We start from the raw sequence: 25,251 nt of genomic DNA on the forward strand, positions 1-25,251 counted from the left end.
GTATTGAATGTATTTCTCGCCGTCCTTAATCGTCCAAAAGGGTTTGCAGCTTGGGCTGCGTGGCGATCTGGACGCCAAATTGCTCCATTTCCTGCAGATTGCTGTCCACCACCTGGCGGGCTTGCTCCAGCATGGCGAGGTTGGCGCGGTTGGCGTTGTCGATCAGCGTCTTTTCCATATTGGAGTAGAGCACGAATGTAACGGTAACGGGAATAAGCAAGATGAGGATGTAGGAAAGCCAAAGGGTCCAAAAGATACTCTTGCGGCGGAGCAGCACGCGAGTCCCTCCCAAAGTTCGGAATTAAATGGTAAAATCGGACGATGGGAGGAGTGTAACATAACTCATGTCGGTGCGCATTATGAAAATAATCAATAGGAATCTGAAAATATAATTGTATTTATTGGGCATAACTAACCCTCGCCTTTGATTAAGATATGATACGGTTTTATCCCATTCGCGAATAGGCTATCGATCAGCTTGACCCATTCTTCCGACGATAGATCTTTGCCGTTGCGTATCCAAAGGCGAAACATCGATATTAATGTTGATATATAAAACTCAATCATGTACGGCGCCAAGACATCATTTGTTGGAAGATTCAAAATCAATCTCTCAAAGGGAATTTCCCTTTTCAGGCGTTCAACAAAATGTACAGAACCATAGTCACCGAGGAGGGCTTTTAGGACAGAAATATCTTCTGTACTTTCCAAGCATTGAAGCGCATCTTGTAAAGTATGCGTCGAAAGCTCCCTACTCGCCATTTCCTCTTTAATGGATTTCAAAACTTTCTCTTCAACGTCGTTCAGCAGCTCATAAATATCTGTAAAGTATTGATAAAATGTACTGCGGTTATATCCTGACTTGTTGGCAATCTCTTGAATCGATATTTTTTCAATTGGCTTTTGGCTATATAAATCACAGAACACATTTATAAAGGTCTGCCTGGTTTTGTCCGTCATTTCAGGTTGCTTGTTCATGTTTGGCCCCATTTCAGGTTCAATAGATGATCCGACAGATATTAAAAATCTGATGGTTGATGACTGTATAGTGAATCCATACAATATCATTATACAACACGTTGTTGGATCATCAACAAGGATGATCAACGCTTTGGGGGAGTCTAACATGAAAATTTTATTCTTCGGTAGAGGCGTAGTATCGACCCAATATGCGTGGGCATTCGAACAGGCAGGTCATACCGTCGAGTTTTACGTTAGAAAGGGGAGGAAAGAAACCTTCGGAAGCCGTATCGAGCTAGAAATGTGGGACGCACGAAAAGGGAAAAAACTTATAAAAGAAAGCTGGAACGTCAACCTGCATGAGGAGATCCTTCCCAACTATGATCTCATTATTGTGAGCGTCAATACGGAACAACTTCCGGAAGCAGCACAATTCCTATCGACTGCCGCAGGAAATACCCCGATCCTCCTATTCAATAACATTTGGCAAGATTTGAAATCATCGATCGCGCCATTGTCTATGAACAATGTTGTCTTTGGCTTCCCCGGAGCAGGAGGCGGCATCGCGGACAATAAGCTTAGAGGCGGCTTTTTGAAAATGGTATTGCTAGAAAATCCACGGGCAGGCACTGAGCCTATTAACAACAAGGTCAAAGCGTTATTTGAAAGTGCCCATTTTAAAATTAATTGGGTAAAGGATATGCAAAACTGGTTATGGAATCACTTTGCCAGGAACGCAGCGATGGAAGCCGAGGTGTTAAAACGGGGGAAGTTTCCCAGCGATCCTGAACCAAAAAGGACTCCTTTTCCAATGTTGGGTTGAGCATGAGGGAAATGATTCCTGTACTTAAAGCAAGAGGCGCAAAGCTTGATGCCATTTCTCTCTTGTTGACTAAAACTCCACCGGCCCTTCTTGGCATTCTTTTTACCAAGGTTATTTTTGCAAAAGGCAGCTTACCGCGGCTTTTCGTGGAATACAACAATAGTAAAGCAGGTTTTGCGGTAGCTGAAGTTGTGAGAGAAGCAATAAAGTTAGGCATCCCTTTGCCGCGGCTTACAAGGGCAGTTGAAAATACGGAATATCACAAAGCTATTGAAAATCCCAAACTGCCTTAACTATACCTACAATGCGAATAGGAGCCGTGCTTCGTGTAGAGCGAAGTGCGGCTCCCTTAATTGATATTAAAAAACCGGCTCTCCAACTTATGGAAGAGACGGTTTATCTTATTTTGAATCTATATTAAATCGCGGGATGGCCAATTCTTGCTCGATAAATTTCATGTCAGAATCTCTAGAAACTAATGTAAGTTCATGAACTGACGCTGTCGCAATAATAAGAGCATCCGGTGTTTTTAAATTACGTCCCTTACCTTTAAGATCCCTACGAAGCGTTCCAGCCAATTTTTAACAAACCCCTGATTTATCGGGTAAATACAGTAACCCTGCGCGCGGTATTCTACTCTGTAATTTAACGCAGGACTGAGAAAGCCCTCCAGTTGTTGCTTTAATTTGCTCCAAGACATGTGGCCTCCACCCTCTCTAATCAACCGATCCTAGTCCCCACGTTCCTCGGTCTCATCATGCACCTTAATTCCGAACTCGCCAAGCAGCGCACGCGCTTCGCTTGTGGACTTTGCATTCATTAAGGCATTTCTTAATTCGCTCGCTCCCCGAAAGCCGCGGACGTATATTTTGAAGAATCGGGTAAGCGCCCCGAACGAACGGGGTTCCCGCTCCGAATATTGATCATGGAGATCCAGATGCAGCCGCAGCAAATCCAGCAATTCCTCGCTGCCGTGCGCCTTCGGTTCCTTCTCGAAAGCAAACGGATTATGAAAAATACCGCGCCCGATCATAATGCCGTCCACGCCGTATTGTTCAGCGAGCTTAAGGCCGGTCTGGCGGTCAGGGATGTCCCCGTTAATGGTCAGCAGGGTATCCGGTGCCACTTCATCGCGAAGCTTCTTAATCTCCGGAATCAGTTCCCAGTGCGCATCTACTTTGCTCATTTCCTCTCTCGTGCGCAGATGGATAGATAGATTCACGATGTCCTGCTTCAAAATATGGGTTAACCAGCCGCGCCACTCGTCAACTTCGCTGAAACCGAGCCTCGTTTTTACGCTGACGGGCAGTCCCCCGGCTTTGGCCGCTTGGATGATATCCGCCGCGATCCCAGGACGGCAGATCAGGCCGCTTCCCTTCCCGTTCTCCGCTACATTTGCTACAGGACAACCCATATTGATATCAATGCCTTTGAATCCCTCTTTCGCCATACCGATGCTCATTTGACGGAAGTATTCAGGCTTGTCCCCCCCAGATATGAGCCACAATAGGCTGTTCATCCTCCGTAAAAGTCAAACGCCCGCGCACGGAATGTTTCCCCTCCGGGTGACAATAGCTCTCCGTATTCGCAAACTCCGTAAAAAACACATCCGGTCTGGCTGCTTCGCTCACGACATGGCGAAAAACAACATCCGTCACGTCTTCCATGGGTGCCAGTATAAAAAAAAGGCCGCGGCAAATCGTGCCAGAAATGATTCGTCATATCGAAAACCTCTCTTAACTTAATGAAGCACATGTTCTCACAATGCTTTATCGCTGTCTAAATGATACAGCATAACTACTCTGATTTACGAGTATATTTCCCTCCCTGGAAATGGCTTATGATGATTTTGTAGCAAGGAACCCCCGGAAAGGGGAGAAAATGAGGAGGTACGCGGTAAATGAAAAACATCTTCAAATTAGGATTAATAAGCGCGGTAGCAACGCTTCTGTTGGCTTTACCGGTGGCGGCTAGCGCTGAATCCCGAACGCAAGTCGTCGCGGTTGACCAGACGCCGGAGGCGAGCGCCCAACCCAACGGGGTCTTAACCAGACCCAATCCAACCCTACAGGTGCAAGAGGTGCCGCTAACGCTCGACCATTATTGGGGGACAGTAAATTTGACTTCGGAGGGGTTCGGAACGAAGGATAGCAGGATGTTGCCCGAAAATTTTAATTTTAGCGTGAATTCAGTTGAAATCACGGGTCCGAACAGCAATCTTGTTTATGCCCAAACTTGGAATGTATACCACCCGCTTGACTGGTATGCGAACCCCTATTCGCAATATGGTAACGAGGCAGGTATCAGTTTCTATTCGCTGGGCGGGGCAGCCACGGTAACGATTAAGGTTACGAACAACAAGAAAGAGTGGGGATATTTTGTCGTTAAGGTGTCGCCGCCGGCGGTCGATCATTTATTAGGTATCGTGAATTTGCACCCGGCCAAAGGCGTTTCGGATACGGTTGAGGTGGATTTGCCGGCAGCCTTTATGTATGATGTCGCTTCTTTCCGCCCCGATGGCCCCTATATCTGGGCCTCTAAATTGAAATTCACGCATAACGACACCAAAGTCTCGTTCAGCACTTCTTTAATGTCCAAAACAACAATGAGATGGATTTTCTTCAATAGCAAAGGCCAGTGCGGCTACTATCTCATCAACGTGGAACCGATCGGCTATTGCTTGCCGCCAGTTTAAAGAGTGGATGCAAGTACCCCATAGGGGAAAAATAAGAGGAGGCATTTCTTCATGAAAAACAGGTTCAAATTAGGTTTGCTAAGTGCCTTAGCTTCTGCGATGTTGGCTGTACCGGTGGCCGCAAGCGCCGAAACGCCTTTGCGGGTCGAGATCTTAACCGCACCCTCGCAAAGCATCGGGACCATTCAGCTGCCCATCATTGATGCGCATAATCCGCCCACGTACCGTGATCCCGTAGACCTTCATAATCCGCCCATGTTTCATAATCCGCCCACATACTTGATCCCTTGATGTTAGATAAAAGACATAACCGGACGTTAACTACGCCCGGTTTATGCTTCAATCCAACAGCCTCAGCTGAATCGTCATCTCCAAGAGCTGTTGGCGGTTGTGCTTCTTGATCCGAAGCCACTCCAAGTAGGGGAACCTGCCTTTGATTAGCTTGGTAATCTTGCACAGCTCGTTGTTGACGGACTGTTCATTGTAGTACAAGAGCTCCGCAATTTCGCTGCTGCTTTTACCTTGCTGAAGAAACCGTAAAATTTCTTTTTGCAGCGTGGTTAACTTTCTCTTCAGCTCTTCTTCATAGGAAGAAGATACCCTTCTCATTAAAGTACCGGCAGAGGAATGATGCAGGTTTCCCTTGCCTGCCGCAATGCCGCGAACGGCGTCGGGAATATCCCGGTAATGTTCTTTCGTAATGTAATTACTGACTCGCCCGTATGCGATGGCATGCGTCACGACGACCTCCTCGTCCATCGAGGAGAGAACGATAATCTTCAGCTCAGGCGCTTTGGATTGTAATTCGTAGGCGATTTCAAGTCCGTCATAATTGTTTCCCGTCAAATTAATATCCAAAAGCAAGATGTCGATCGGCGCTTCTCCGACTGCTTTGAGCAGTTGGTGCTTATTCGCGGCAGAACCGGAAATAGACAGATCGGGCTCGCGGGACAGATAGTCAACGATCAATTCGCGAAATAACGGATCATCGTCGCATACGAACACTTGAATGGGTTTCATGATTCTCTCCTTTCAGATTGATATTCACGAATAGGGGGCTGTTTATGGAGAAAGGAAACGAACCAACGCAATCCTTGTACGGGCGTCTCGGAGGAAAAAACGGCATTCATTCGGTCGTCGAACGCTTTTATGGAAAAATCCAGGAAGATTCGAACGTATCTCATTATTTCAGAAATATCGATTATGCAAAGCTTATGGAGCATCAAACGGTATTCCTCTCTTTTGCGACGGGAGGCCCGGATTATTACGCGGGCAAGAGCTTGACGCAAGCTCATGAACACCTGAAGATTACGCCGGCGCATTTTGACGATGTGTTGGGCCACTTGAGCGATGCGCTCATCGAATCGGGGGTAGCCGGCAGCGATATTGTTCAGGTGCTTGCCTTGCTGCTTCCGCTGAAATCCCGAATGACTGGGGATATGAAGAAGCCCTCCGTTTAAACTTAACCATCGAGATTTTTATTGTCAATATTTAGTTAAAAATGTTTAGATGGAAATGACGAATCTAGCCGCGCCTATTAGCGGAAATGCGATGTAGGGTTCGTTAGCGGGGGGGTATAAGCTTGATCTATTCATCCATCCTCGATCTGTTGCTTGCCGGGCTTCTTTTCCACTATGGTCCGAGGCAGGAATCGAACAGATGGGCTGTTTTGTTTTTACTTTTTGTGGGATTGGGCAGTCTTTCCGACGTGGTTACGCAGACGGCGCTGCGCAGCTTTTTCTTCTTCCTCCTGCAAGCCTGCTCTCCCTATGGATTTGTTATGTTCGCGATGACCTATTCCGATGCAGCCACCTCAAAAATCAAGAACATCTTAGCTTACGCGCTTCTTATTCCGCTATGCGTGACGTTGTTCATTAGCCCGCTGCGCCCTGAAATACAAATTGATTTTAGTCTTATGCTCCTATGGACGGCTCCTTATTATTTGGGTGGGTGTTTCTTGCTGATTTCTTCCTATTTAAAGGAAAGGGATCGCGATAAGAGAAAATTTCGACTCATCACGGCCTGCTTCTTTGTTCCGCCGATACTCGCCATTGTCGTATTTAATCATATTAGCAGGGCTGTTCATCAGCATTTTGATGGATACTTTAACGTTTCCGTCGTCGTTTGGATCGCCTTTGCTTTTTTCATCATTGCTGCCATTCGTTTCGGCGTCCTTGGGGTGAGGATAAGGTTCGAGAAACAACTGCATGATCAGAAGATCAAAGGGATTGCATCCGGTGCCGCGATGTTTAACCATGCCGTGAAAAATCGCATCACCAATATTGACTTGCTGACCAGGAGAGTGAAGGAGCTCGTGCAAGCCCAAAGCAACGGTCAGATCGACGAAGATATTGAACGAATATTGGCGGAAACAAAGCAAGTGATGCAAATGGTCAAACGGATTCAGAAGCAAATCGAAGACGTTGAGCTTGTGGAAGGTACGGCGAACTTAATCGATCTAATGACGCAGGCTTTGCATGCCAATCATTATCTGCTCGAAAGCAAGCGCGTATCCGTTACCACGGATTACGCCGTAGACTATGACATCCTATGCGATAAACTCCATCTGCAGGAAGTGTTCAGCAACATCATCGGCAATGCGGTTGAAGCAGTGGATGAGATCGGCGGAAGGTTAGCTATTCGAATTTATGATGGCAAGGGCGGGATTCTGATCGATTTTGCCGATAACGGCAAAGGCATGGCTAAGAAGGCCAAAGGGCAAATTTTCGATCCGTTCTATTCAACGAAGCAAAGCGACGCGAACTTCGGTCTCGGCTTGTCTTATTGTTATCTGATCGCCCAGAAGCACGGCGGAAGCATCGAGGTGTCAAGCAGCGAAGGCGAGGGGGGCGACCTTTACCTTGCATTTGCCGAAAAGTCGCAAAAGGTAGCCCGCTCACAGGGAAGTCGATTCTAGCAGGTCAAGGATTTTTCAATCAACGCAACAAGGCCGCTTTAGCCGCGGCCTTGTTGCGTAAAACTATTGAACGATGACCGTTACTTCCTGGCTTTCGGTTATACCGGCTGCGTTGATCAATTCGGCTTTGTAGCGATAAGTGCCGGCGGCTTTGCCCGAGATTCGCTTGACGGCCGATTGGGCCGAAGGCGAATTCGCGTTTAGCTGCTGCGTATCGATCAGCACATCGTTCTCGTACAGCTTGTAGGTCGTGCCGTTCGTGCCCCACCACATATTCATGGTGATCGTATAATCCCCGTTCATATCCCAGTTGTCGTGGGAGAGCACCGGCTTGCCGGGATTCGCATCCTTGACGGTGACCGTCAAGGGTTCGCAGGCGGTGGCTCCGCGCGCATTACGGAGTTCGCACGAATACACATACGTGCCGTTCGGCTTGCCGTACACGGCCGTTACCACGCTTTGCGCATTCGGCGATCCGTCGGCAAGACGCGACGTATCGATGGCAACGCCGTTCTCGTACAGCGTGTAGCTGGTGCCGTTCTGACCCCACCACAGGTTCATCGTGACCTTGTAATTGCCGTTATGCAACCCGCTTGCATAACCGCTGTCGCTGGACAGCACGCCTTTACCGGGAACCGCGGCGGCGCTCGGCACGAGCGCGCTTTGGGCGGCTTGCAAGCCGGCTGCGGCCGTATCCACCTGCGCTTGCGTCGCTTTCGTATCGTCGTTCGCCGCAATCGCTTGCGCTAATGCCGTTTGCACGTTCGTCCAAGAGGCCGCGGTATAATCCTCCTTGTACAGAGATTGAACGGAAGCGATGCCGGCCGCAAGCGCCGTTTTATTGGCGGGCTCGACGTGCGGGACTTGGCTTGACGTATACGTGAGCGGAATCCGGAAAGACGCGCCGCTTGCTATATTGTAGATGAACCCTTTGCTGAAATCGTTTGGATCCATATAGGATCGAACCAGCGTAATGTCCCCAATGTCGAGCTTCAGGCGCGTATCGTCCACCTTCGTGACGCCTTGAATCGTGTAGGCGGCATTGCCGACGCCGTCATTCTGGACGATGACGCTCTTCCCGGCCAAATCGGCGGGCAGTTCAGAAAGACCTGGAACTTCAACGACGATCTCGTTATGCTGCGACAAGGTTTGCGTGAAGCTTGCAACCGTTCCAGTGATTGCCCCCGCCCGCTCCTGCCCGCTGTCGCCGCTCTTGCGGATATACGAGCCGTCGTGAAGATACGTGTCGACCTTCCCGTCGGCTTGCACCGAATATACGCCCAGGAAGCCCTTGAACGCCAGCGTATAGTCTGCACCCGGCAGTTCGACTGTGTAGGCTTTGCTTGCATCCAGGGAACTGACGATATAATCGGTCCTGCCGTCCCGCAGGGTCACGCGGACAGCCCGAACCTCGCTGTCCGGCGCGACCTCATCGTTCGCTCTCACGACCAATGGCGCGATGGAGGCGATAAAGCGCTCCCCTTTATACGGTTCGATAATGGAAGTAAACAGGCTATCCAAATTCGTGCCATTGCGGTGCGCGATCATGTACCGCAGCGTTGCCGGATTCCCCGCTTTATTCGTCGGCGGCACGCCGTCGGCCAGCGCGACGTCGTCCACTTGGCCCAGCATGGTTAAGCGCAAATGAACATCGGTCGCAGCCCCGCTGCCTTGGCCGAACACGTTCCATGTATCCTTCACGTTCCAGTCGATACTGAATTGATCCGCAGGAGCAGCGTCGCGTTCCACGTTCTTCAAATAATGAAAGCCGCTGCCCATATAAAGCGGCCCGTCGATATCGTCATAACGCTGCGCATAAGGCACATTAGGTCCCGCATACGTGCCTGTCGGCTGCGCGGCGAGATTCAATCCTTCCGTCGTTACGGTTCCGTCCGCGCCGTGGAAGCTGAAGTAGTGATCGCTCCCTCCTTTTACCCGGAACAGGTCGACGGTATAGGCGTTCTCCTCGTCCGCCTTAATCATGGCCGTCGTTCGCTTGTACAGACTTGTCTGCGGATATACATCCGGGGATTCCACGTCGATCAGCTTCACCAAGTCCGTACTGTCAAAATGCTTCGGATCCGCCGCCGCCACATTCTCGTTCTGTTTGCGCGCATCGACGACGACCGTATTATGGCTGATCGTATTGACCACCCACTGCGCCCGATGCATATCGACGTTGTCCGCATATTCGGGATACCCTAAATCCGGCGACAAGTCCAAGCCAAAAGCATGGACGCCGATGTTAAACGTATCGCGATGGCCATGGGTGGAGTCGCGTCCATAGAACATCCATACGTCTCTCAACGTGTTCTTGGCAACCGACTGTGCATCCCGCAAGCTCCGTGCATCCGCATCCAGCAGGTTCAATACGCGAACCCCCATGCTATAGCCGCCGGAGGCCGTATTCTTCCCGTTGCCTGCAAAGGAGATCAGGTGCTTGCCCTTCGTCAGGTTCATCCGCGTCAGCGTGACATAGGCACTCGAATCCTGCCCATAGAAATCCAGATCCTTGATCCATTCTCCATCAACCGAAACCCGGTAGATGCCCGATGCCGGCGACTTGATTGCAAGTACATCAAGATCATATTCATCGGTTTGGGGAACCTCGAACGCAAAGGTTGCCTTCTCCCCGTTATTCGCCGCATTCAGCAGAACAGAACCGGATTCCTCTACGAACTGCAGCGGCTCGCTCTGCTCCGTCACGTTCATGCCGCCAAAACCAAGCCGCGTCCCATACGTTACGTCAGGACTTTCACCGTCCCGCAATGCCGCAAAGCCGTACCCGCTTTCATTCACGCTTTTCAAATCCAGAAGACCGTATTGCGCAATGGCCGCTTGGATCCGATCGGCGATCGCGTTCGGATTAGCTGCAAATATATCCGTATGAATACCGTCCGTCGTATTGTTGTTCAAGAAATAGATCAGTTGGGCATAGATCGGATCGCCGTATTTATCGAACGCTTTGACGAGATCCGACATGCGGTAGAGGAGAACCGGATTGCCCGTGCGTGCCGTATCCCCGATGTTAGCGAAGTACTTCTCGCTCAGCATAAGCTGGTTCAACATCGAGAACATTTTTTGAAACTTCACGTTTTGATACAAGTCGGCGCCAGGGTACAAATCATAGCCTTCCAATATATCGGCCGTCATCCGATGGGTTTGGAGCCACAGCAAGTTATACCCGGGGGAGCTTTCATTCCCGTTCCCGTCCCGATCGACATTGGATACCAGAGAGTTTAAGATGTTGCCGCCGGTCAGACGCGTTGGATTGAGCAAGACTCCCCCCGGATTTGAAAATAAAGTCCAGCCATTCCTTCGTATCCGGCAGCGTATCGTAGACGACGGCGGCCATGGCCAAAGCGCTCTGATGCATGCCGTCGTTGCCCAGGATCTGCGTCTTTTGGACCGCCGGATACACTTGCTTCACAATGCCGTCCTCGATGTTGCGGCGGATCGCGGACCCGCTGTTTTTCGCGTTGGTCATCCGCTTTTCGACTGATTTCTGCTGCAAAAACTGAACCGTCTGCGGATCGTCCATCGCCGGGAAAAAGGCATCGTACGCGCTTAAGTAGGTTTTGACGTTCTCCGTTTCCCAAATGCCGCCTACGACTTTGCCTTGTCCGACCGACTTGCCCCACGAATTAATGAAGGCCGTCCGATCGAACTTGCTGACGTCCATCTCCGGATACATATCCGCCACGCGATCCAGCATGATCGTACCCGCCCGGGCGTATTTGACATCCCCGGTATATAAGTAAGCGTCGCGGAAGGCCGTCAACGCCTGCGTGATCAACGCGTTTTCCCGATACCACACAAACCAGTGGACGTAGTAGGCGATGAAGGTGTAGCGATTTCCTTGATCGTCTACCCAGCCGAACCCGTCGTCTACGCCCCAGGTCGGCCCTTTGTCGGGATATAACATGTTGACAAGCAGGCTTCGATCCGCGAGCTCCGGCCGGAACATCCCGTGCTCGTCCAGACCGCTCTTGTAATAGGCGCCGAAATCGTTCGTAGGAAATTTGTAGCCGCTGGAAGGGTCTACGATTTTCCACGGCTCGTTCAAAGGGTCCGCCCGATACGGATAATTGCCGAATTGCTCGATGGCTTTGCCCGTCACGGGGCTGCCTAACGCCTGATTGACGGCATAGCTTCTCGGAAGCGTCTGCCCCGGAACCGCGTTCCATAGAAAATCCAATCCTTTAGCCAAATAGGTATCCGCTTTGGAAACGGCGGCATCCTTCATGCTTTTCGCCCACTGCAATTCTGCAACGTTCTGGCGCGCAGCCTCGACTTTCTCGGGGCTGTACAGCGTCGTTCTGGTTTTGCTGTTCGTGACCGTTCCGGATCTGACGAAGGTCGCATTGTCGAAATAAACAGTGCCCCCCGTTGCCGCTGACGTACCTAACCGGAGGCTGACATAAGCGGCTTGCTCCGGGATCGCATTCGTAAGCGCGATCGTCTCCCACTTATTGCTCGATTCGCCCGTTTGAGAGACGGATGACAGGAAAACCTTGTCCGCATCCCAAAATTCAAGCGCCAGCTGGGCCTTTCCCGAGGCGGCGAAGGCTTCCGCTCCTGCCGTATAGGTCATACCTGGCGATACGGTAACGAGATGGCTGCGAAGCGCTGCCTTCTGGCCCGCGGCATTCGTCACCTTTACGCTGTGCGTCCCATCGAATACGGGCGCGCCCGCTAGCTCCACGGTGCCGTCGACGGCGCGCCATTGACTCGGTCTGGCGTTGTCCAGCTTTTCGAAGGCACCATTGTTTAAGTTGGCGCTTGCATCCGGCGGGGCCTCGCCGAAGGCAACGTCATCGAAATAAGTCGTACCTACGTTGGCCGCGCCCGACCATAACCTTACCGAGGCATACTTCGCTCCTGCTGGCGCAACGCCCGAAACGCGGATGGGCTTCCATGCGTTCAAGGTACTGCCCGACGCAAGCACGTTCGATAGGTTGTTCGCGGTATTCGTGCTGGCATCGTTCCAAAATTCCAGGAAAACGGCAGGGCTGCCGGACTCGAAATAGGCAAAGGCTTCCGCCTGGTAGTTGACCCCCGGCGTCACCGGAATGAGTTGGCTTCGCACGCCGAAGCCGTTTTTGGCGTCCGTATCCACGATTCGCAAACTGCTGTCTCCCGAACGTTTCTTTTCTTGCGAAGCAGCGATATCCCCGCCATAGAGGGAGGTCCAAAACCTCGGCATGTTGTTCGCCACCAGCTCCATGTCGCCATTTCTCGGCAGCTTATTCGGATCGGAGATCACTTCGCCGAAGGTAACGTCGTCAAAATAGGAGGTCCCGATGTCGGCCTTGCCTGAATAAAGCCTTACTCGGACCGAAACCGCATCGGCAGGGGCAACCTGCGAAACGAAGAGCTGCTTCCACTGACCTGTAGTCGAATTCGTGTCTCGGGGCGTGACGCTTGCGATCGATGCGCCGGCCGCATTCAGGAAATCGAAATAAAGATAAGTGCCGCCTTGCATGCCCGGCATATTATAAGAAAAAGCGGAAGCCTCGTATTCTTTTCCTCCCGTAATCGGAATGGCCTGACTGCGCAGGTCGACTGATGTCGTAGTATCAGGGTCCGTGAACTGCATGCTGTAGGCGCCGCCATGTACCTTGGCCGTAGACCGCGCGACCGTCGTCCACGCCCCGCTCCAATCCCCCCAACCGGTAGGCCTGCCATTCGAACCCGCTTGCTCGAAGCCGCCGTTAAGGAGAGCTGGCGGGGTATCCGCCCGTACTTGTCCGGGCCATACGCCAAGCGCGGAAAAAACCATCAAAAACGACAAACCTACGGAGAGCCATTGCTTCGATCGACTTCGATACATCAGTTGTCATCCCTTTCTCCCTTTTAGGTAAGCGCTTACATATTCTATTTTATACCTCCTCAAACGAGCAAATCTATGCGGTCAATTCAATAAAGTGTCATTAAAATCAAAAAGAAAAACGCCTGGAAGAATCCAAGCGCCGTTAGCCCTGCCTGCTTTTAAATTGCGTAGGCGTGAATCCGGTATAGCCTTTGAACACTTTGCAAAAATATCGGTAATCCGAAATGCCGACGGCGCCGGATACTTCATAGATTTTCATCGTCGTGTTCTCCAGCAGCTCGCTCGCCTTCTCCATCCGCACGCGATTGACGTAGTCCGATAGGTTCTCGCCGATCTCCTGCTTAAACATCTGCCCCGCATAGGAGGGATGCATGTGCACGAGCTTCGCAAGCTCCGCCACCTGCACGTCTTCCATATAATGCTCGCGGATATAGCGGCACATGAGCTGGATCTCCTTGCGCACGGCGGTTAGCGGTTGATGGCGCTGGTTCATCCATTCGACGACGGCGTCGATCGTCGTTGTCCACCATCGTCCAAACTCTTCCCAGGTTTCCAGCCGATCGACCTCGCCGACACAGGCGAGAACAGCATCCGGCAATTGAACAAGCGCCAGCTGAAATAATTGTTTCGTTAAGCGCAGCAGATCATTCGGATGAATCGGAGGCTCCGTCCGCTCGGCCATACGCCATGCGCTGTCCCGGAATGCCTCGGCGTTCCCGCGCTGCAGCGCTTTAACGACAGCGGCCATCCACTCCCGGCCCGCATCCGGGTCCAGCCTTCTTAGAGATACTGTCTGCGTACCGATCAAAGCCGTATCCGGTTTGTAAAAATAAATAGCCAAGCCGTCAAGACCTTCCCGAATCAGCTGAACAAGGAGCTTCTCGTCCGGTCGTTGCTTAGCGAGCTCGCGTACAGCGCTAACATGGATATAAGCATGAGCGGGCGCATAGCTTTGCAAGGCCTCCAGCGCATGCATCGCCACGCCCTTTAGCTTGGAAGCGGTCAAGGGTCGCTTCGAACCGATGATCAAGCATAGTCTGCGATTGGGCAAGGGGAGCGCAACTACCATGCTCTCATTGCCCAACAGTCCGGAATCCAATCTTCGCTCAAGCGCTTCGCCGAGCTGCCTTTGGAACTGGACAAGCGCCTCTTCAAAAGATGCGCCCTGCTCGAAGCTGTCCGGCATACGCCAACCAAGCGTGAGCCCCGCCACGTAACTCGCGGACTGCAAATCGTCGAACCACTCGGAGGGCAAGGGTTGCGGCGAGACGCTTCCCTCAACCTCCAATAATCGCTTCGTCCACTGACGCTTCCGCAGCCAGTCCTTCTCTCTTTCAAGCTCCAGCCGCATAGCCAGCTTCTGATCGACATCCATTTCTTGCTCGATGGACTCCGCGATTTTGCGGCAAGCCTCGACGATCTGCTCCGGCGTCTGCGCCAGCTTCATTAAGTAATTGTCGACGCCAAGCTCGATGGCTTGCCGGGCATATTCGAATTCGCCGTAAGCGGTCAATATGACAATCCGGATTCGCGGCCATCTCTTGCGGACATAGGCGGCTAGCTCTAATCCATTCATATTCGGCATCGTAATGTCGGTTAGCAGCACATGCGGCGCATTCCGTTCGATCATCGCAATGGCCTCTTCGGCGCCCGAAGCCGCCCCCAAAAAGGCGAACCCCGCTTCCGACCACGGAATGCGTTCGGAAAAGCGCTCCCTGATCCATTGTTCGTCGTCCACCATCAGCAGCTTTAACATCAGGCTCCTCCTCTCCGGCCGGATTCATGCGCCCAAGCCTTCTCGGAAGGAAGTTGGATCGTCACCGTCAACCCTTCCTCCGGTTCGTTGTGGAAATGCAGGCCATAGGCAGGACCGAAGGTCATACGCAGCCGTTCGTGCACATTCCGCAGCCCTAAGTTATTCAACCCTTTATGGGGATTCGGCGTTTCCTCTTCCGTCATCATCGCGGACAGCTTGACCGGATCGATACCCGGTCCTGTATCGGAGACCTCCAGTTCAACCCGATCGTCCCCGCTCTCTTTCCCGGATACGATAATATGATTGACTCCTTTTTTTGCTAAGCCCGTAAAAAATCGCATTTTCCACCAAGGTAATGATCGTCAGCTTCGGAATGGGCGTATCGTAAAAACGCTCGGGAATCGCAATGTCCATTTCGAACACATCCCCATATCTCAGGTTCATTAAGTGAACGTAGTTTTCCAATTGTCCGAGCTCATCTTCAACCGTAACGATATCTCCGACCTTGTCGGTGGAATATTGGAGCAGTCCCATCAGGAACCGCAGCATCTCCCCCATCTGCCCGGGCCGCCCAGCTTCTCCCAAGCAGTAGATCGCATTCAGCGTATTATTTAAAAAATGCGGATGGATTTGCGATTGCAGCACTTTCAGCTCGTGATGACGCTTCTTTTCTTCGGAGGCCCGCAAGTCCTCGAACAAGGATTGTATATTGCCCATCATCCGATTGAAGCCGTCGGCAATGAACGTGAACTCGTCATTGCGTCGCAGCGTGATCCGCGCTTCCAATTCGCCTCTTGCCGCGGCTTTGAATTGACGCGTGATGAGCGTGACCGGCTTGCGGATGTAGCTTGCGATCCAGACGGACACGATAATCGCCAGCAGAATCGCCGCCAGCAGAACAAAGGTCAACTGCCGCTTCAAAGGCTCCAGCAGCGGAAACGCCTGCGACTGCTCGATTACGGAAAAAACGGTCCAATTCCAGCGATTCTGGTTACTGCTAAGAACGGCATAATGGCCGAAAGAAGTTTGAACGTTGTTGTAGGAGGTCCCGCTCTTTTTCGCCAGCGCTTGCAGCGCTTCCTTCATCTCGAGGTGATCCTGGAAGGTCTTCGGATAGGCGAGATAGGTGTTCGTCGATATATATTCCCCTTCGTCCGTGAACAGATAAATGCGCTGCTGCTCGTTCTGAACAATCTGGGGACCGGTAAGGGCATCCAGGTTCAGATCCATCACGACAAAGCGCGCATCGTCGACCTGCTTGGCAACCGTAATGACCGAGCGCTGGCTGACGTTATGCGGCGGACTCCACCAGAAGCCCGTCTTGCTCGTCTGCTGCCGGATGCCATCAATGGTCTCAGGCGATATAAAGAATTGATAACCGTACGGGGGAGCTGTACCGAACCTTGTCGTTTTCAATGAGATAGATACTTTGAAGCTGATCTTGATGATAGGTCATAATGTTGTCGATCAGCCCGCTGTAAACGGTCTCATCCTTATTGTCATAAAGAACCGGATTGGCCAGAAATAGAAGTTGGCTTTGGAGCGAATTCATCACGGTTTTAATATAATTTTCAATCTGCACGACGGAGCTTTGCAGCTGCTTTTCGTTATTGAGACGGATCGGCGCGAATAATCGCTGGTATCCGAACAAGGCAATCACGAAGAAGACCACGACGACGGATAAAAAAGGTAAGAACGAATAGCTTGGAACTGACGCTGGACGAGAAGCTGGTTCCGGTTCGCCTGCGGCGTATCATGCATGACCACTTCCTTGTTGTGCACGCCGTTCCAGCAGCGACATGTACAATATTTCCAATATTATAGCATGGCCGCTGCCGCTCTGTACGCTCAAGCGACAGCGTTCCCTGCAACACCCTCGTACGGCGGCTCAGACCTTCCGGGCATTATCCTTTCACCGAGCCTAATAACGCGCCTTTAACGAAATACTTTTGCAAGAACGGATAAATGATCAATAAAGGCAGCGTGGCCACGACGACGACCGCCATTTTGATCGTTTCGGGAGGCAGCGCATCGAGCACCAGCGAATTGAGAGAAAGCTCCGTACTCACGTTCGGCGACTGGATCATGCTTCGAAGGACCACTTGCATCGGCATTAACGACTTATCTGAAATATAGAAGATCCCTTTAAAATATTCGTTCCAATGGGTGACCCCGTAAAACAGTCCGATGGTCGCCATAATCGGCGCCGATAAAGGAAGCACGATCCGGAACAAGGTGGAAAAATCGCCTGAACCGTCGACCTTTGCCGCCTCTTCCACTTCCTCCGGCAAATTCTCGAAGTAGGTTTTGACGATTAATAAGTTAAAGGTAGATACCATGCCCGGCACGACCAGTGCCCATACCGAATCGTACAACCCCAGGCTCCGCACCATCATGTAGAGCGGAATGATGCCGCCGCTAAAAAGCATGGTGAATACAAGCGCCATGAGAATGAAATTTCTTCCCGGGACGAATTTTTTGGAAAGCGGGTACGCCAGCAAAGTCGTTACGACCATATTGAGCAGCGTGCCTACGACGGTGATAAAAACCGTTACCTTAAGCGCATTCGGAATCCGCGGGCTGCCGAAAATTTCCTTGTAGGCTTGGAAGGTAAAATGATCGGGCCAGATGACGAAGCCGCCATGACGCATCACTTCAACATAAGGCGTAACGGAGACAATAAAGACATAATACAAGGGAAACAAGGCAAGCAGCGCAAACAGCGTCAACAAAGCGTAGATGACTCCGTCCGCTGCTTTATCTCCTTTTGTTTTATGAACGACCAGCGACATCCGTTGTCGCCTCCTTTTCACGTCGGTTCATTACCAGATCCCCGAACCTCCGACTTTTTTTGGCGATTCGATTGGCCCCCAGCACGAAAATAAGTCCTACCACCGATTTGAAAACGCCCATGGCCGCAGCTACCCCGAACTCCAGCCGTTCAAAGCCGTATCGGTATACCCAGGTATCTACGATGTCGCCGACATCGTACACGCGGGCATTCAGAAAAATGAACACCTGGTCGAATCCAGCATCCAGGATACCGCCGACTCGAATAATGAGCATCAGTACGAAGACATCGCGAATGCCCGGCAGCGTGACATGCCAGAGCTGGCGCCAACGGCCGGCCCGGTCTACGACGGCGGCTTCATACAGTTCCTGATTGATGGAGGCGATCGCCGCGAGGTAGATAATCGCGCCGAAACCGGTGTTTTTCCATATTTCAGTCAGAACGAGCAGGGGCCGAAAGAAGTTCTGATCCGTTAATAAATCGATTTGCCCCCCGCCCATATCCCGAACCAAATTCGTAATGAGTCCGGATCCCGGCGCGAGAAACGAGAAAACCAATCCATAAACGATCACCCAAGATAGAAAATAGGGACCGTACGTTATCGTCTGTACGAAGCGCTTGAACCATCGTACGCGAATCTCGTTGAGCATGAGCGCCAGGATGACATCGGGCACCATGCTGCCTACGATTTTATAGATGGAGATTAACAACGTATTGCGCATGATTTGCAGAAACTCGGGGCTATCGAAGATCACGCGGAAATTATCGAAACCGACCCAAGGGCTCCCCCAGATTCCTTTCATCAAGTTGTACTTCTGAAAAGCGATTAACGCACCTGCCATCGGCGCATAGTGAAACAGGATGTAATAGATGATGCCAGGCACCATCATGACATAGAACCATTTTCTGCGGTAAACGTTGCGCCATCTGTCCCGCTTGACCAAGCGCGGCACAGCGGAACTCTTCACTTTTGCGCCCGTCATTTCGGTCATCGCCGTTTCCTCCTTGCCCAAGCTTCGCCTGAATACCGAAGGGAACTCTGGCTGGACAGAGTTCCCTTCCCTCCCGGAACGATTACTTAAAATCGTCCAGCTTCTTGTCTTTCAGCGCTGCGTTGATTTGTTTGGTATACTCCGTGAAAATGTCGCGCCCTCTGAACTTGGTCATCAGCTCTTCGCGGTATTGCGGCCAGTTTTTGCCGCTCTTGTCGTCGAGCACGGCCTTGGCGTGGAACTTGCTCATCTGGCTGCGGAAATCTCCGATATTGATGCCATCCGGCGGAACCAGGCTAACCGGCGGCAGTGCGTTGTGTTTCGGGAAGCCTTCCACCGTCTTGAGAATCGCGCGGTCATGCTCGGATACGCGGGAGTCGATCAGTTCCAGCCCGAGCACGTTCGGTTCGTCCGGCGTGAACACCGCATACACGTTCAGCCAGTTGCCGGCTTTCGCGATATCGCTTTCGAAAGCATCCACGTTAAGCGTGATTTTGTTGCCGTCTTTCGAATAGTGCTTGCCTTCTTGCCCGTAGTGAGTGAGCAAGAAGCCTTCCTCGCTGGTCAGCCAGTCCACGATTTCCAGGGATCGCTTCACTTTTTCCGGATTTTTGTCGGCTGTCGCTTTGCTGATCAGAATGGTACTCTCCGGCACGTTGTATTTCCACATCACCGGCTGATCAAGCGGGAAGATCGGCTGCCAATCCGCATTCGGATCAAGCGCCTTCGTGCGGTTTTGCAGCGAGGTCGCCACGCTGTCCAGCGCGACGGTCTTGTCGCCCGGCGTAAAGATCATGCCTACCTTGCCTTGCGCCGCTTTATCGATATGGGCCGGCGGCTTGTTCAGGAACCAGTCGGGATCGACGATGCCGGCTTCGTTCCACGCCACCACTTGATCGATTACGTTTTGCACTTTCAGATCCGTCCGGTTATCGACAAAGCGATTGTCCGCGATCATAAAGTCGGCGACAAAACCGTTATTGAGCCACTGCGGAAAATCCAGCGGCAAACTCAGGCCGCTTCCCGCCGCGGAGAATCCGTACGTATCCTGCTTGCCGTTGCCGTCGGGATCGTCCTTGGTGAACTTGGTCATCACGTCGGTCAACTCCGCGTACGTATGAGGCGCCTTCAGTCCCAACTTATCGAGCCAATCCTGCCGAATGTACCAAGAAGCATACGTATTGCGCTGGAAGGGCAGCATGGCGCGCGAGAACTCCCCCTTGCTTCAGCTGGAACGCATCCACTTCCTCCTTGCTGACCCACTTGAAGTAGTTCGGCATCGTCTCCGGCGTCACGAACGAATCCAGATTGGTCGTGATGCCGTCATGAATGTACTTTTGCGATTCGGCGGCGCCTGCGATAAACAAATCAGGCGCGCTTCCGCCGGCGAGCGTAGCGTTCAGCTTGTCATGATACTCTTTGCCGACGACCATATAATCGATTTTCAAATCGACATTGAATTTGTCTTCGATCGTTTTCTTTACAAAATCCTTGTCTGCCGACGGCAGCGTGACATTCGCCAGGAATGCGCTCGTAACCGACCAATTCAGCGATAGCTTGGACTGCTTTGCGTTTTCCGAGGCTTTCGGAGAATTCGAAGCATTTGAAGAATTCGAAGCATTCGAGTTGTCCTTCGAACACGCTGTAAGCGCAACCATAGCTGTCAAGCCGATCGCTAACCATTTTTTATTCATCCATTTCCAACACCCTTCTGTTCGCTGTTGTTCGTAAACATGACCTGATCCCCTATGCGCTGCTACCTAACTTGTTAGCGTTTACTTGAATTCATTATAGGTGCTGCTTATGGGGGGGAACTAGCAGGCTGGTTCAAGAAATCGTGTGCGGAATCAAGAAATTTGACGAGGGGGTATTGATGTTATAATCATGGCAAGCCAGCAAAAAAGGGGATTGAACATGACACGAGTTATCGAAAATGCATTTTTAAGCTATGGCAAGGAAGATGCACCTGTAAAAGTAGAAGTGTTTTTAAATTTGGCGTGCCCGTATTGCGCAACATTCTTTCAAGCTGCTGATGAAACATTGCCTTCTTATATCGAGAACGGACAAGTTCAATATGCGGTTAAACACTATGACAAACCGCGCGAAATGCTTTTCTACGGCTCGCTCGCGAACGCCTTTTTTAGACTACAAGGATCCGGAGCGAGTCTACGAGCTGATGAAGGATTTATTCGCCAAACAAAGCCAGTGGAGCGAAGCCGACAGCCATTCGATTAAAAAAAATGTTAACCGAAGCGTATGGGTTACAGGAACAACCTGATAACATCGACTTAAGTTTAAGCATTATTGCAGAAGCCATTCAACGTCATGTGAAGATGGTGCCGACCGTATTCATTAACGGCAATGAAATCCAATACCCTGATGAAATTGATGCAAGCGGGTTAATAAAAGAAGTCGAACAAGCCTTGGCCTAAGAAATGCTGTATGACGAAAAATGAGCGCAAAACAGAACCCCCGAAACCGTATGCGTTTCGGGGGGTGTTTATGGTCGACATAAGGTTTCCGTCTATGCTGCAAGGTTCCTATGAAGTGGATGTTGCTCATCTTTGCTCAATTCGTTGGCTTGAGAGTTCCCGGACGGGCACAGGTACGATACAGATGAAGGCCAATGCGTTCGCCTCGATCCAAGTCCGTTCCCGATGTTTCTTCGGCATATGCGAAGTCCATTTTCCCAAAATAACGATTCACCGCAACAGCTCCAAAATCCTTTTTTGCATCTGAAAGCGGGATGAGCGAAATGGGACAGCCGCGCATGAGCTGCGATCTGGACATAAGCCTATACTTTTGCCGCCGATACGGAGAGAGCAAATTGAATGTAAAAATCGCCCTTGTCCGGCTGACTGAGCCAGACAAAGGCGACTGCGAGCCCGGGAACGCGCCTTGTCGGTCACGTGTCCGCTGGAGGCACTAATCCATATGGATGCCGCCGTTCACTTTCATGCAGCTGCCGGTGACGAACCGGCTCTCCTCGCCGGCAAAAAAAGGCGATCGCCCCCGACAGGTCATCCGGCAAAGCTACCCGCTGCATCGGAGTCATCGCCGCGAGCTGCTGCTTGACCGCTTCCGGGGTTACGCTTGACGCTTCCGTTTCGACCAGCCCGGGTGAAACGATGTTGGCGGTCACCCCATAAGGCGCGCTCTCCAGCGCCACATATTTGACGAACGCTTCAAGCGCCGCCTTGGCCGAGCCGTGTGCGGCCATATAAGGCACCGGGGTGTCGGCCGCATTGCTGGAAACGTAAATCATTCTTCCGTATTTCCGTTCGGTCATGGCAGGCAATACGGCTTGCGTCAATGTAAAAGCAGCCTTCATCTCGTCGTTCAACTTCTGGGCTAACTCTTCCCATTGCATCCCCATTACCGGCTTCATAACAAATGACATATGCGCATTGTTCACCAGAATGTCGATGTCGCCCCATGCTGCCCGAATGGAATCCAGTGCTTCCCTTACTTGTTCAGGATCGCGCACGTCCGCTTTGGCAAGCGCCGCCTCTCCCCCGGCTTGCCGGATCCGATCCACGACAGCTTGCGCCGACTCCGCCTGGCGCACATAATTTACGGCAACCTTAGCCCCAAGCCTGGCCAGCTCCAGCGCCGCCGCCGCGCCGATTCCGCGGCCCCCCTCCCGATACGAATGCAACTTTGCCATGTAAACGATTCATACAGTTCCCTCCAAATTGTGCGATACAGAATGTTTGTCGAAAATTTAACTTAAAGAGTCCGGTCACGTTTCCTGTAGCGTAGCTTGTAGAGACATAGCTGAAGATGATCAAGCCCTCATTTACGCCGACAAGACCGCCGGTTTTCCAATTCCCTGTAACCTATGCTGCGATCAGCAGCATGCTCACGACAACGCTTCCCGCGCATTTTAGCTATTATGTGATAACATCCTTTTGCTCCTCCTCTAGCTTTTACAAACTTGGATAAGTATTCCTATCTTTTTTGATCTTATGTTTTTCAACTCAAGTCGAGTAGTGACAGCGGTCATAACTTTAGTCACAGGAATTTATGATGTTGGTTCTTGTTCATTTGCAGTTTTAGGTAAATATTGTGCCGGAGGTGCCGTTTCCTCAAGATTTGTATAGTTGGAAAGTTGGAGCTTCAAGGAACGATTCTCCTGTTTAAGAGCTTCTATGTCTTTCAAAGCCCTAAATAATTGTTGCTCCAGATCGCTACTCATACCGTCTCCTGAATTAAATGATTTGGTCGTATATAGGGGAGTAAATTGATATTAAAAAACCGGCTCTCCAACTTATAGTAGAAGAGACGGTTAAGCTTAAACTATATCTATATTTAATCGCGGGATACCCAATTCTTGCTCGACAAAGTTCATATTAGAATCTCTAGAAACTAATGTAAGTTCATGAACTGACGCTGTAGCAATAATAAGAGCATCCTGCGTTTTTAACTTACGTCCCTTGCTTATAAGATCCCTACGTAGCGTTCCAGCTATTTTTGCAATTTCGGATGAAACATCTATACATCTTTTTTGATGTAAACAGTTTTCTGCGCGTAGTTGTTCCTCGTGCTTTAACCCTGCAAATACCTCAGAAATCGTAATTGCCGAAAAATAAATCGGCATTTTACTACGGGAGGCCTGTTGAACAAAATCGATTACATTACTCTCGTTAATAAGAATCACGATCGCAATATTCGTGTCCAGGAGATACCCTCTGCTCATGCATTCCATTCCTCACGCGATTGGCCCACTTCTTTAAGAAGCTCGGTTGTTCTGAGAATAGGAACATGGATCACTCACTCTATATCGTACGACTGCAATCACTTCAAATATCTTCTTTCAACCTGTTCTACCCATCCAGCGCTTGATAATCACGAATCATGCTCTCATCTTCAAACAATAAATGATCATTTTCGCCGTTCTCGTAATTTTTTTTTAACCTTGGCAGGGTGGTTTCGACAAACAAGCGTTGCTTTTCTTCGTCAGCTGCGGCAAGCGTGTAGGTGGTCATCTACTGATGAGAACAACCTTCAAGAGTCAATGTCTTAACGATGTAGTTCTTTGGCGGATTTAGCACCCCGGTTGTGCAACCATTGAACCAAATCGTCAGTAGCGCTTCGTTGTGCTGCATCCAAGGGGGTCAATCCATCCCACACGGAAATCCAGTTCAATTCGGCCCCTCGTTCGAGCAAATACTCGGCAGAGTGCTGCTGTCCGCCGTGGCAAGCGCACCAGAAGGCGACGGTAACTTCATCAGGAGGTGGATTGTGCCCGGCTCCCCACGGATATCGCTGTTCAAGTGTGGTCCCGGTAAAGTGGGCTTCCATGTCATCCAACAGTCCGAGCGCAGCCGCATGCCAGAGAGCGAAACTTGCGCCGCGCTCAACCAGACGATGTGCAGCCCTCCACTGCCCAAACGCCACTGCGTCGTCCAGCGGCGTTCCACCGGCGATGACCGCACCCGACGCCTCAATATCAGCGCCGGCATCGAGAAGCGCATCAAGCACCTCGATATCATCGCTGCTCGCGGCCCAATGAAGAGGTGTCTCGATATTAGGACCGGCGATTCGAGCGTTCACCTCAGCGCCAGCTTTGACCAATGTGGCTATCGTTGACGCAGCGTTTGGAAAATGGCCGGGCCAGTCGGTAGCCACATGCAACAGCGTACGTGATACGTTACCGTTACGCATATCGCCTCCTATAATTCTCGCCGTAGCTAATCCCGGATTCTCGGTGAGCAGCTTCTGCAATCCCGGGATATCGCCGGTGCGGATTACCTCGCGCAAGGTGACCGCAAGAGGCTCGTTTTCAGAAATTATCACAATGTAAAACATCCCTTCTAATCCCAAAATAAAAGCAGTGTTATGCGGAACGTCGCAACAATGCTCGATAACCATAAGCGTCAAATAGCACTCAGTTTGACATCAAGGTGCGCACCGGTAGTCCTTATATGTCGGTCCATTGGATATAATGTGACAGAGCCATTCATTAATAAGAAGGAATTAAGCAGTACGAGTATGAATACCAAGAGAAACTATTGGAGCCCAAATTGCGATTTAGCCTGCAATTTGTCGCCCACGAAAACGAAGGTGGCACTCGCCCCAACCTCGCCCCTGCCTCTATACATCACACCAATGCCATGCAAGTCGCTGCCTTCCTCGCCCGTTTCCGTTTTTGTTTCTCCTTCGCCGCCGACAATCTTAATGATTTCTTTGTAGGTCATTCCATTTTTGATTTTATCGTATTTTTCCTTCGTGATTTCAACTTTTTCAGCGGATCCTGTATTGCCGCTTGGCGACTCCGCTGGGGAAACAGCGGAACTCCCCGTCGGCCCTTTCTGAACATTGTCGCTCGCATTGCTGCATGCCGCCGCTGTGAGCATAAGATATATGATGATTGCTAGTCGAATGGTTTTCATACATCCTCCTATAGTTCCACATAATGCGGGCAAAAAGCGTACCGATGCCAAATAGTAGGCCACCTAGCAAATAGAAATCCCCCCGTTAT

Annotated in this window: 26 protein-coding genes and 3 pseudogenes; 8 read left to right on the forward strand and 21 right to left on the reverse strand. The window is 51.0% G+C overall.

Annotated elements, in window-relative coordinates; all coding sequences use genetic code 11:
- Positions 1 to 25 precede the first annotated feature (25 nt).
- Positions 26 to 277 carry a hypothetical protein gene (locus tag OMP38_RS17145; RefSeq protein ID WP_277566208.1) on the reverse strand — a complete coding sequence of 84 codons (252 nt, stop codon included), beginning with the start codon at positions 275 to 277 and terminating at the stop codon, positions 26 to 28.
- A gap of 134 nt (positions 278 to 411) precedes the next feature.
- Positions 412 to 978, reverse strand: a complete 567-nt coding sequence (locus OMP38_RS17150) for a TetR/AcrR family transcriptional regulator (RefSeq protein ID WP_277566209.1) — start codon at positions 976 to 978, stop codon at positions 412 to 414.
- On the opposite strand from OMP38_RS17150, the gene OMP38_RS17155 reads away from it, so the two are divergent.
- Both OMP38_RS17155 and OMP38_RS17160 read left to right on the forward strand, forming a co-directional pair.
- Positions 977 to 1,783, forward strand: a complete 807-nt coding sequence (locus OMP38_RS17155) for a ketopantoate reductase family protein (RefSeq protein WP_277566210.1) — start codon at positions 977 to 979, stop codon at positions 1,781 to 1,783. The genes OMP38_RS17150 and OMP38_RS17155 overlap by 2 nt on opposite strands.
- A gap of 2 nt (positions 1,784 to 1,785) precedes the next feature.
- Positions 1,786 to 2,076 carry a hypothetical protein gene (locus OMP38_RS17160; RefSeq protein WP_277566211.1) on the forward strand — a complete coding sequence of 97 codons (291 nt, stop codon included), beginning with the start codon at positions 1,786 to 1,788 and terminating at the stop codon, positions 2,074 to 2,076.
- 108 nt (positions 2,077 to 2,184) lie between these two features.
- Here the strand turns inward: OMP38_RS17160 and OMP38_RS17165 are convergent, their stop codons facing one another.
- The 3 genes and pseudogenes from OMP38_RS17165 to OMP38_RS17170 form a co-directional block, all read right to left on the reverse strand.
- Positions 2,185 to 2,361: a type II toxin-antitoxin system VapC family toxin gene (locus OMP38_RS17165; RefSeq protein ID WP_277566212.1), complete on the reverse strand. Its 177-nt coding sequence runs from the start codon at positions 2,359 to 2,361 to the stop codon at positions 2,185 to 2,187.
- 6 nt (positions 2,362 to 2,367) lie between these two features.
- Positions 2,368 to 2,483, reverse strand: a pseudogene (locus OMP38_RS36640) (SF0329 family protein); the annotation flags it as partial.
- Between the two features lie 30 nt (positions 2,484 to 2,513).
- A pseudogene (locus OMP38_RS17170) lies at positions 2,514 to 3,505 on the reverse strand (tRNA dihydrouridine synthase).
- A gap of 178 nt (positions 3,506 to 3,683) precedes the next feature.
- On the opposite strand from OMP38_RS17170, the gene OMP38_RS17175 reads away from it, so the two are divergent.
- Complete coding sequence (locus OMP38_RS17175; RefSeq protein WP_277566213.1) at positions 3,684 to 4,478, forward strand: hypothetical protein; 795 nt, start codon at positions 3,684 to 3,686, stop codon at positions 4,476 to 4,478.
- Between the two features lie 51 nt (positions 4,479 to 4,529).
- Positions 4,530 to 4,769: a hypothetical protein gene (locus tag OMP38_RS17180; protein ID WP_277566214.1), complete on the forward strand. Its 240-nt coding sequence runs from the start codon at positions 4,530 to 4,532 to the stop codon at positions 4,767 to 4,769.
- 48 nt (positions 4,770 to 4,817) lie between these two features.
- Here OMP38_RS17180 and OMP38_RS17185 read toward each other — a convergent pair whose 3' ends face one another.
- Entirely contained in the window at positions 4,818 to 5,498 is a 681-nt protein-coding gene (locus OMP38_RS17185; protein WP_277566215.1) for a response regulator transcription factor, read from the reverse strand.
- A 44-nt stretch (positions 5,499 to 5,542) separates the two neighbouring features.
- Here OMP38_RS17185 and OMP38_RS17190 point away from each other — a divergent pair, with 44 nt between their 5' ends.
- Positions 5,543 to 5,938: a group I truncated hemoglobin gene (locus OMP38_RS17190; protein WP_277566216.1), complete on the forward strand. Its 396-nt coding sequence runs from the start codon at positions 5,543 to 5,545 to the stop codon at positions 5,936 to 5,938.
- A 122-nt stretch (positions 5,939 to 6,060) separates the two neighbouring features.
- Positions 6,061 to 7,395 carry a sensor histidine kinase gene (locus OMP38_RS17195; RefSeq protein WP_277566217.1) on the forward strand — a complete coding sequence of 445 codons (1,335 nt, stop codon included), beginning with the start codon at positions 6,061 to 6,063 and terminating at the stop codon, positions 7,393 to 7,395.
- A 63-nt stretch (positions 7,396 to 7,458) separates the two neighbouring features.
- Here the strand turns inward: OMP38_RS17195 and OMP38_RS17200 are convergent, their stop codons facing one another.
- The 9 genes from OMP38_RS17200 to OMP38_RS17240 form a co-directional block, all read right to left on the reverse strand.
- Positions 7,459 to 10,674, reverse strand: coding sequence for a heparinase II/III domain-containing protein (locus OMP38_RS17200; RefSeq protein ID WP_277566218.1), 3,216 nt, complete (start codon positions 10,672 to 10,674; stop codon positions 7,459 to 7,461).
- On the reverse strand, positions 10,592 to 13,228 hold the full coding sequence (locus tag OMP38_RS17205; protein WP_277566219.1) for a carbohydrate binding domain-containing protein: 2,637 nt from the start codon (positions 13,226 to 13,228) through the stop codon (positions 10,592 to 10,594). Before OMP38_RS17205 ends, OMP38_RS17200 begins: the two co-directional genes overlap by 83 nt.
- Positions 13,229 to 13,370: 142 nt before the next feature.
- Positions 13,371 to 14,984: a response regulator transcription factor gene (locus OMP38_RS17210; RefSeq protein WP_277566220.1), complete on the reverse strand. Its 1,614-nt coding sequence runs from the start codon at positions 14,982 to 14,984 to the stop codon at positions 13,371 to 13,373.
- Positions 14,984 to 15,325: a sensor histidine kinase gene (locus tag OMP38_RS17215; protein ID WP_277566221.1), complete on the reverse strand. Its 342-nt coding sequence runs from the start codon at positions 15,323 to 15,325 to the stop codon at positions 14,984 to 14,986. The genes OMP38_RS17210 and OMP38_RS17215 overlap by 1 nt, the downstream gene beginning before the upstream one ends.
- A complete protein-coding gene (locus OMP38_RS17220) occupies positions 15,243 to 16,400 on the reverse strand; it encodes a sensor histidine kinase (protein WP_277566222.1) in 1,158 nt (385 codons plus the stop codon). Before OMP38_RS17220 ends, OMP38_RS17215 begins: the two co-directional genes overlap by 83 nt.
- 488 nt (positions 16,401 to 16,888) lie before the next feature.
- Positions 16,889 to 17,776 (reverse strand): carbohydrate ABC transporter permease, encoded by an 888-nt coding sequence (locus OMP38_RS17225; protein ID WP_277566223.1) that lies wholly within the window; start codon positions 17,774 to 17,776, stop codon positions 16,889 to 16,891.
- Positions 17,757 to 18,788 (reverse strand): ABC transporter permease, encoded by a 1,032-nt coding sequence (locus tag OMP38_RS17230; protein ID WP_277566224.1) that lies wholly within the window; start codon positions 18,786 to 18,788, stop codon positions 17,757 to 17,759. Before OMP38_RS17230 ends, OMP38_RS17225 begins: the two co-directional genes overlap by 20 nt.
- Positions 18,789 to 18,849: 61 nt before the next feature.
- Positions 18,850 to 19,968, reverse strand: coding sequence for a type 2 periplasmic-binding domain-containing protein (locus tag OMP38_RS17235; RefSeq protein WP_277566225.1), 1,119 nt, complete (start codon positions 19,966 to 19,968; stop codon positions 18,850 to 18,852).
- The gene (locus tag OMP38_RS17240) at positions 19,907 to 20,461 is read right to left on the reverse strand and encodes a type 2 periplasmic-binding domain-containing protein (RefSeq protein WP_277566226.1); all 555 of its coding nucleotides are present in this window, start codon (positions 20,459 to 20,461) and stop codon (positions 19,907 to 19,909) included. Before OMP38_RS17240 ends, OMP38_RS17235 begins: the two co-directional genes overlap by 62 nt.
- Positions 20,462 to 20,651: 190 nt before the next feature.
- Here OMP38_RS17240 and OMP38_RS17245 point away from each other — a divergent pair, with 190 nt between their 5' ends.
- Together OMP38_RS17245 and OMP38_RS17250 are read left to right on the forward strand one after the other, a co-directional pair.
- Entirely contained in the window at positions 20,652 to 21,002 is a 351-nt protein-coding gene (locus OMP38_RS17245) for a thioredoxin domain-containing protein (protein ID WP_277566227.1), read from the forward strand.
- 5 nt (positions 21,003 to 21,007) lie between these two features.
- Positions 21,008 to 21,199, forward strand: a complete 192-nt coding sequence (locus OMP38_RS17250; protein ID WP_277566228.1) for a hypothetical protein — start codon at positions 21,008 to 21,010, stop codon at positions 21,197 to 21,199.
- Between the two features lie 473 nt (positions 21,200 to 21,672).
- Here the strand turns inward: OMP38_RS17250 and OMP38_RS17255 are convergent, their stop codons facing one another.
- From OMP38_RS17255 to OMP38_RS17280, 6 genes and pseudogenes are all read right to left on the reverse strand, one after another.
- Entirely contained in the window at positions 21,673 to 22,434 is a 762-nt protein-coding gene (locus tag OMP38_RS17255) for an SDR family oxidoreductase (RefSeq protein WP_277566229.1), read from the reverse strand.
- 357 nt (positions 22,435 to 22,791) lie between these two features.
- Positions 22,792 to 22,965: a hypothetical protein gene (locus OMP38_RS17260; RefSeq protein WP_277566230.1), complete on the reverse strand. Its 174-nt coding sequence runs from the start codon at positions 22,963 to 22,965 to the stop codon at positions 22,792 to 22,794.
- Between the two features lie 96 nt (positions 22,966 to 23,061).
- Positions 23,062 to 23,466: a type II toxin-antitoxin system VapC family toxin gene (locus OMP38_RS17265; RefSeq protein ID WP_277566231.1), complete on the reverse strand. Its 405-nt coding sequence runs from the start codon at positions 23,464 to 23,466 to the stop codon at positions 23,062 to 23,064.
- A 136-nt stretch (positions 23,467 to 23,602) separates the two neighbouring features.
- A pseudogene (locus OMP38_RS17270) lies at positions 23,603 to 23,749 on the reverse strand (IS630 family transposase); the annotation flags it as partial.
- A gap of 40 nt (positions 23,750 to 23,789) precedes the next feature.
- Positions 23,790 to 24,641, reverse strand: a complete 852-nt coding sequence (locus tag OMP38_RS17275; RefSeq protein ID WP_277566848.1) for an ankyrin repeat domain-containing protein — start codon at positions 24,639 to 24,641, stop codon at positions 23,790 to 23,792.
- Positions 24,642 to 24,778: 137 nt separating this feature from the next.
- A complete protein-coding gene (locus OMP38_RS17280) occupies positions 24,779 to 25,162 on the reverse strand; it encodes a DUF3862 domain-containing protein (protein ID WP_277566232.1) in 384 nt (127 codons plus the stop codon).
- Positions 25,163 to 25,251 lie beyond the last annotated feature (89 nt).

The sequence above is a fragment of the Cohnella ginsengisoli genome, from assembly GCF_029525555.1.
In the GTDB taxonomy this organism is placed as follows: Bacteria; Bacillota; Bacilli; order Paenibacillales; family Paenibacillaceae; genus Cohnella; species Cohnella ginsengisoli.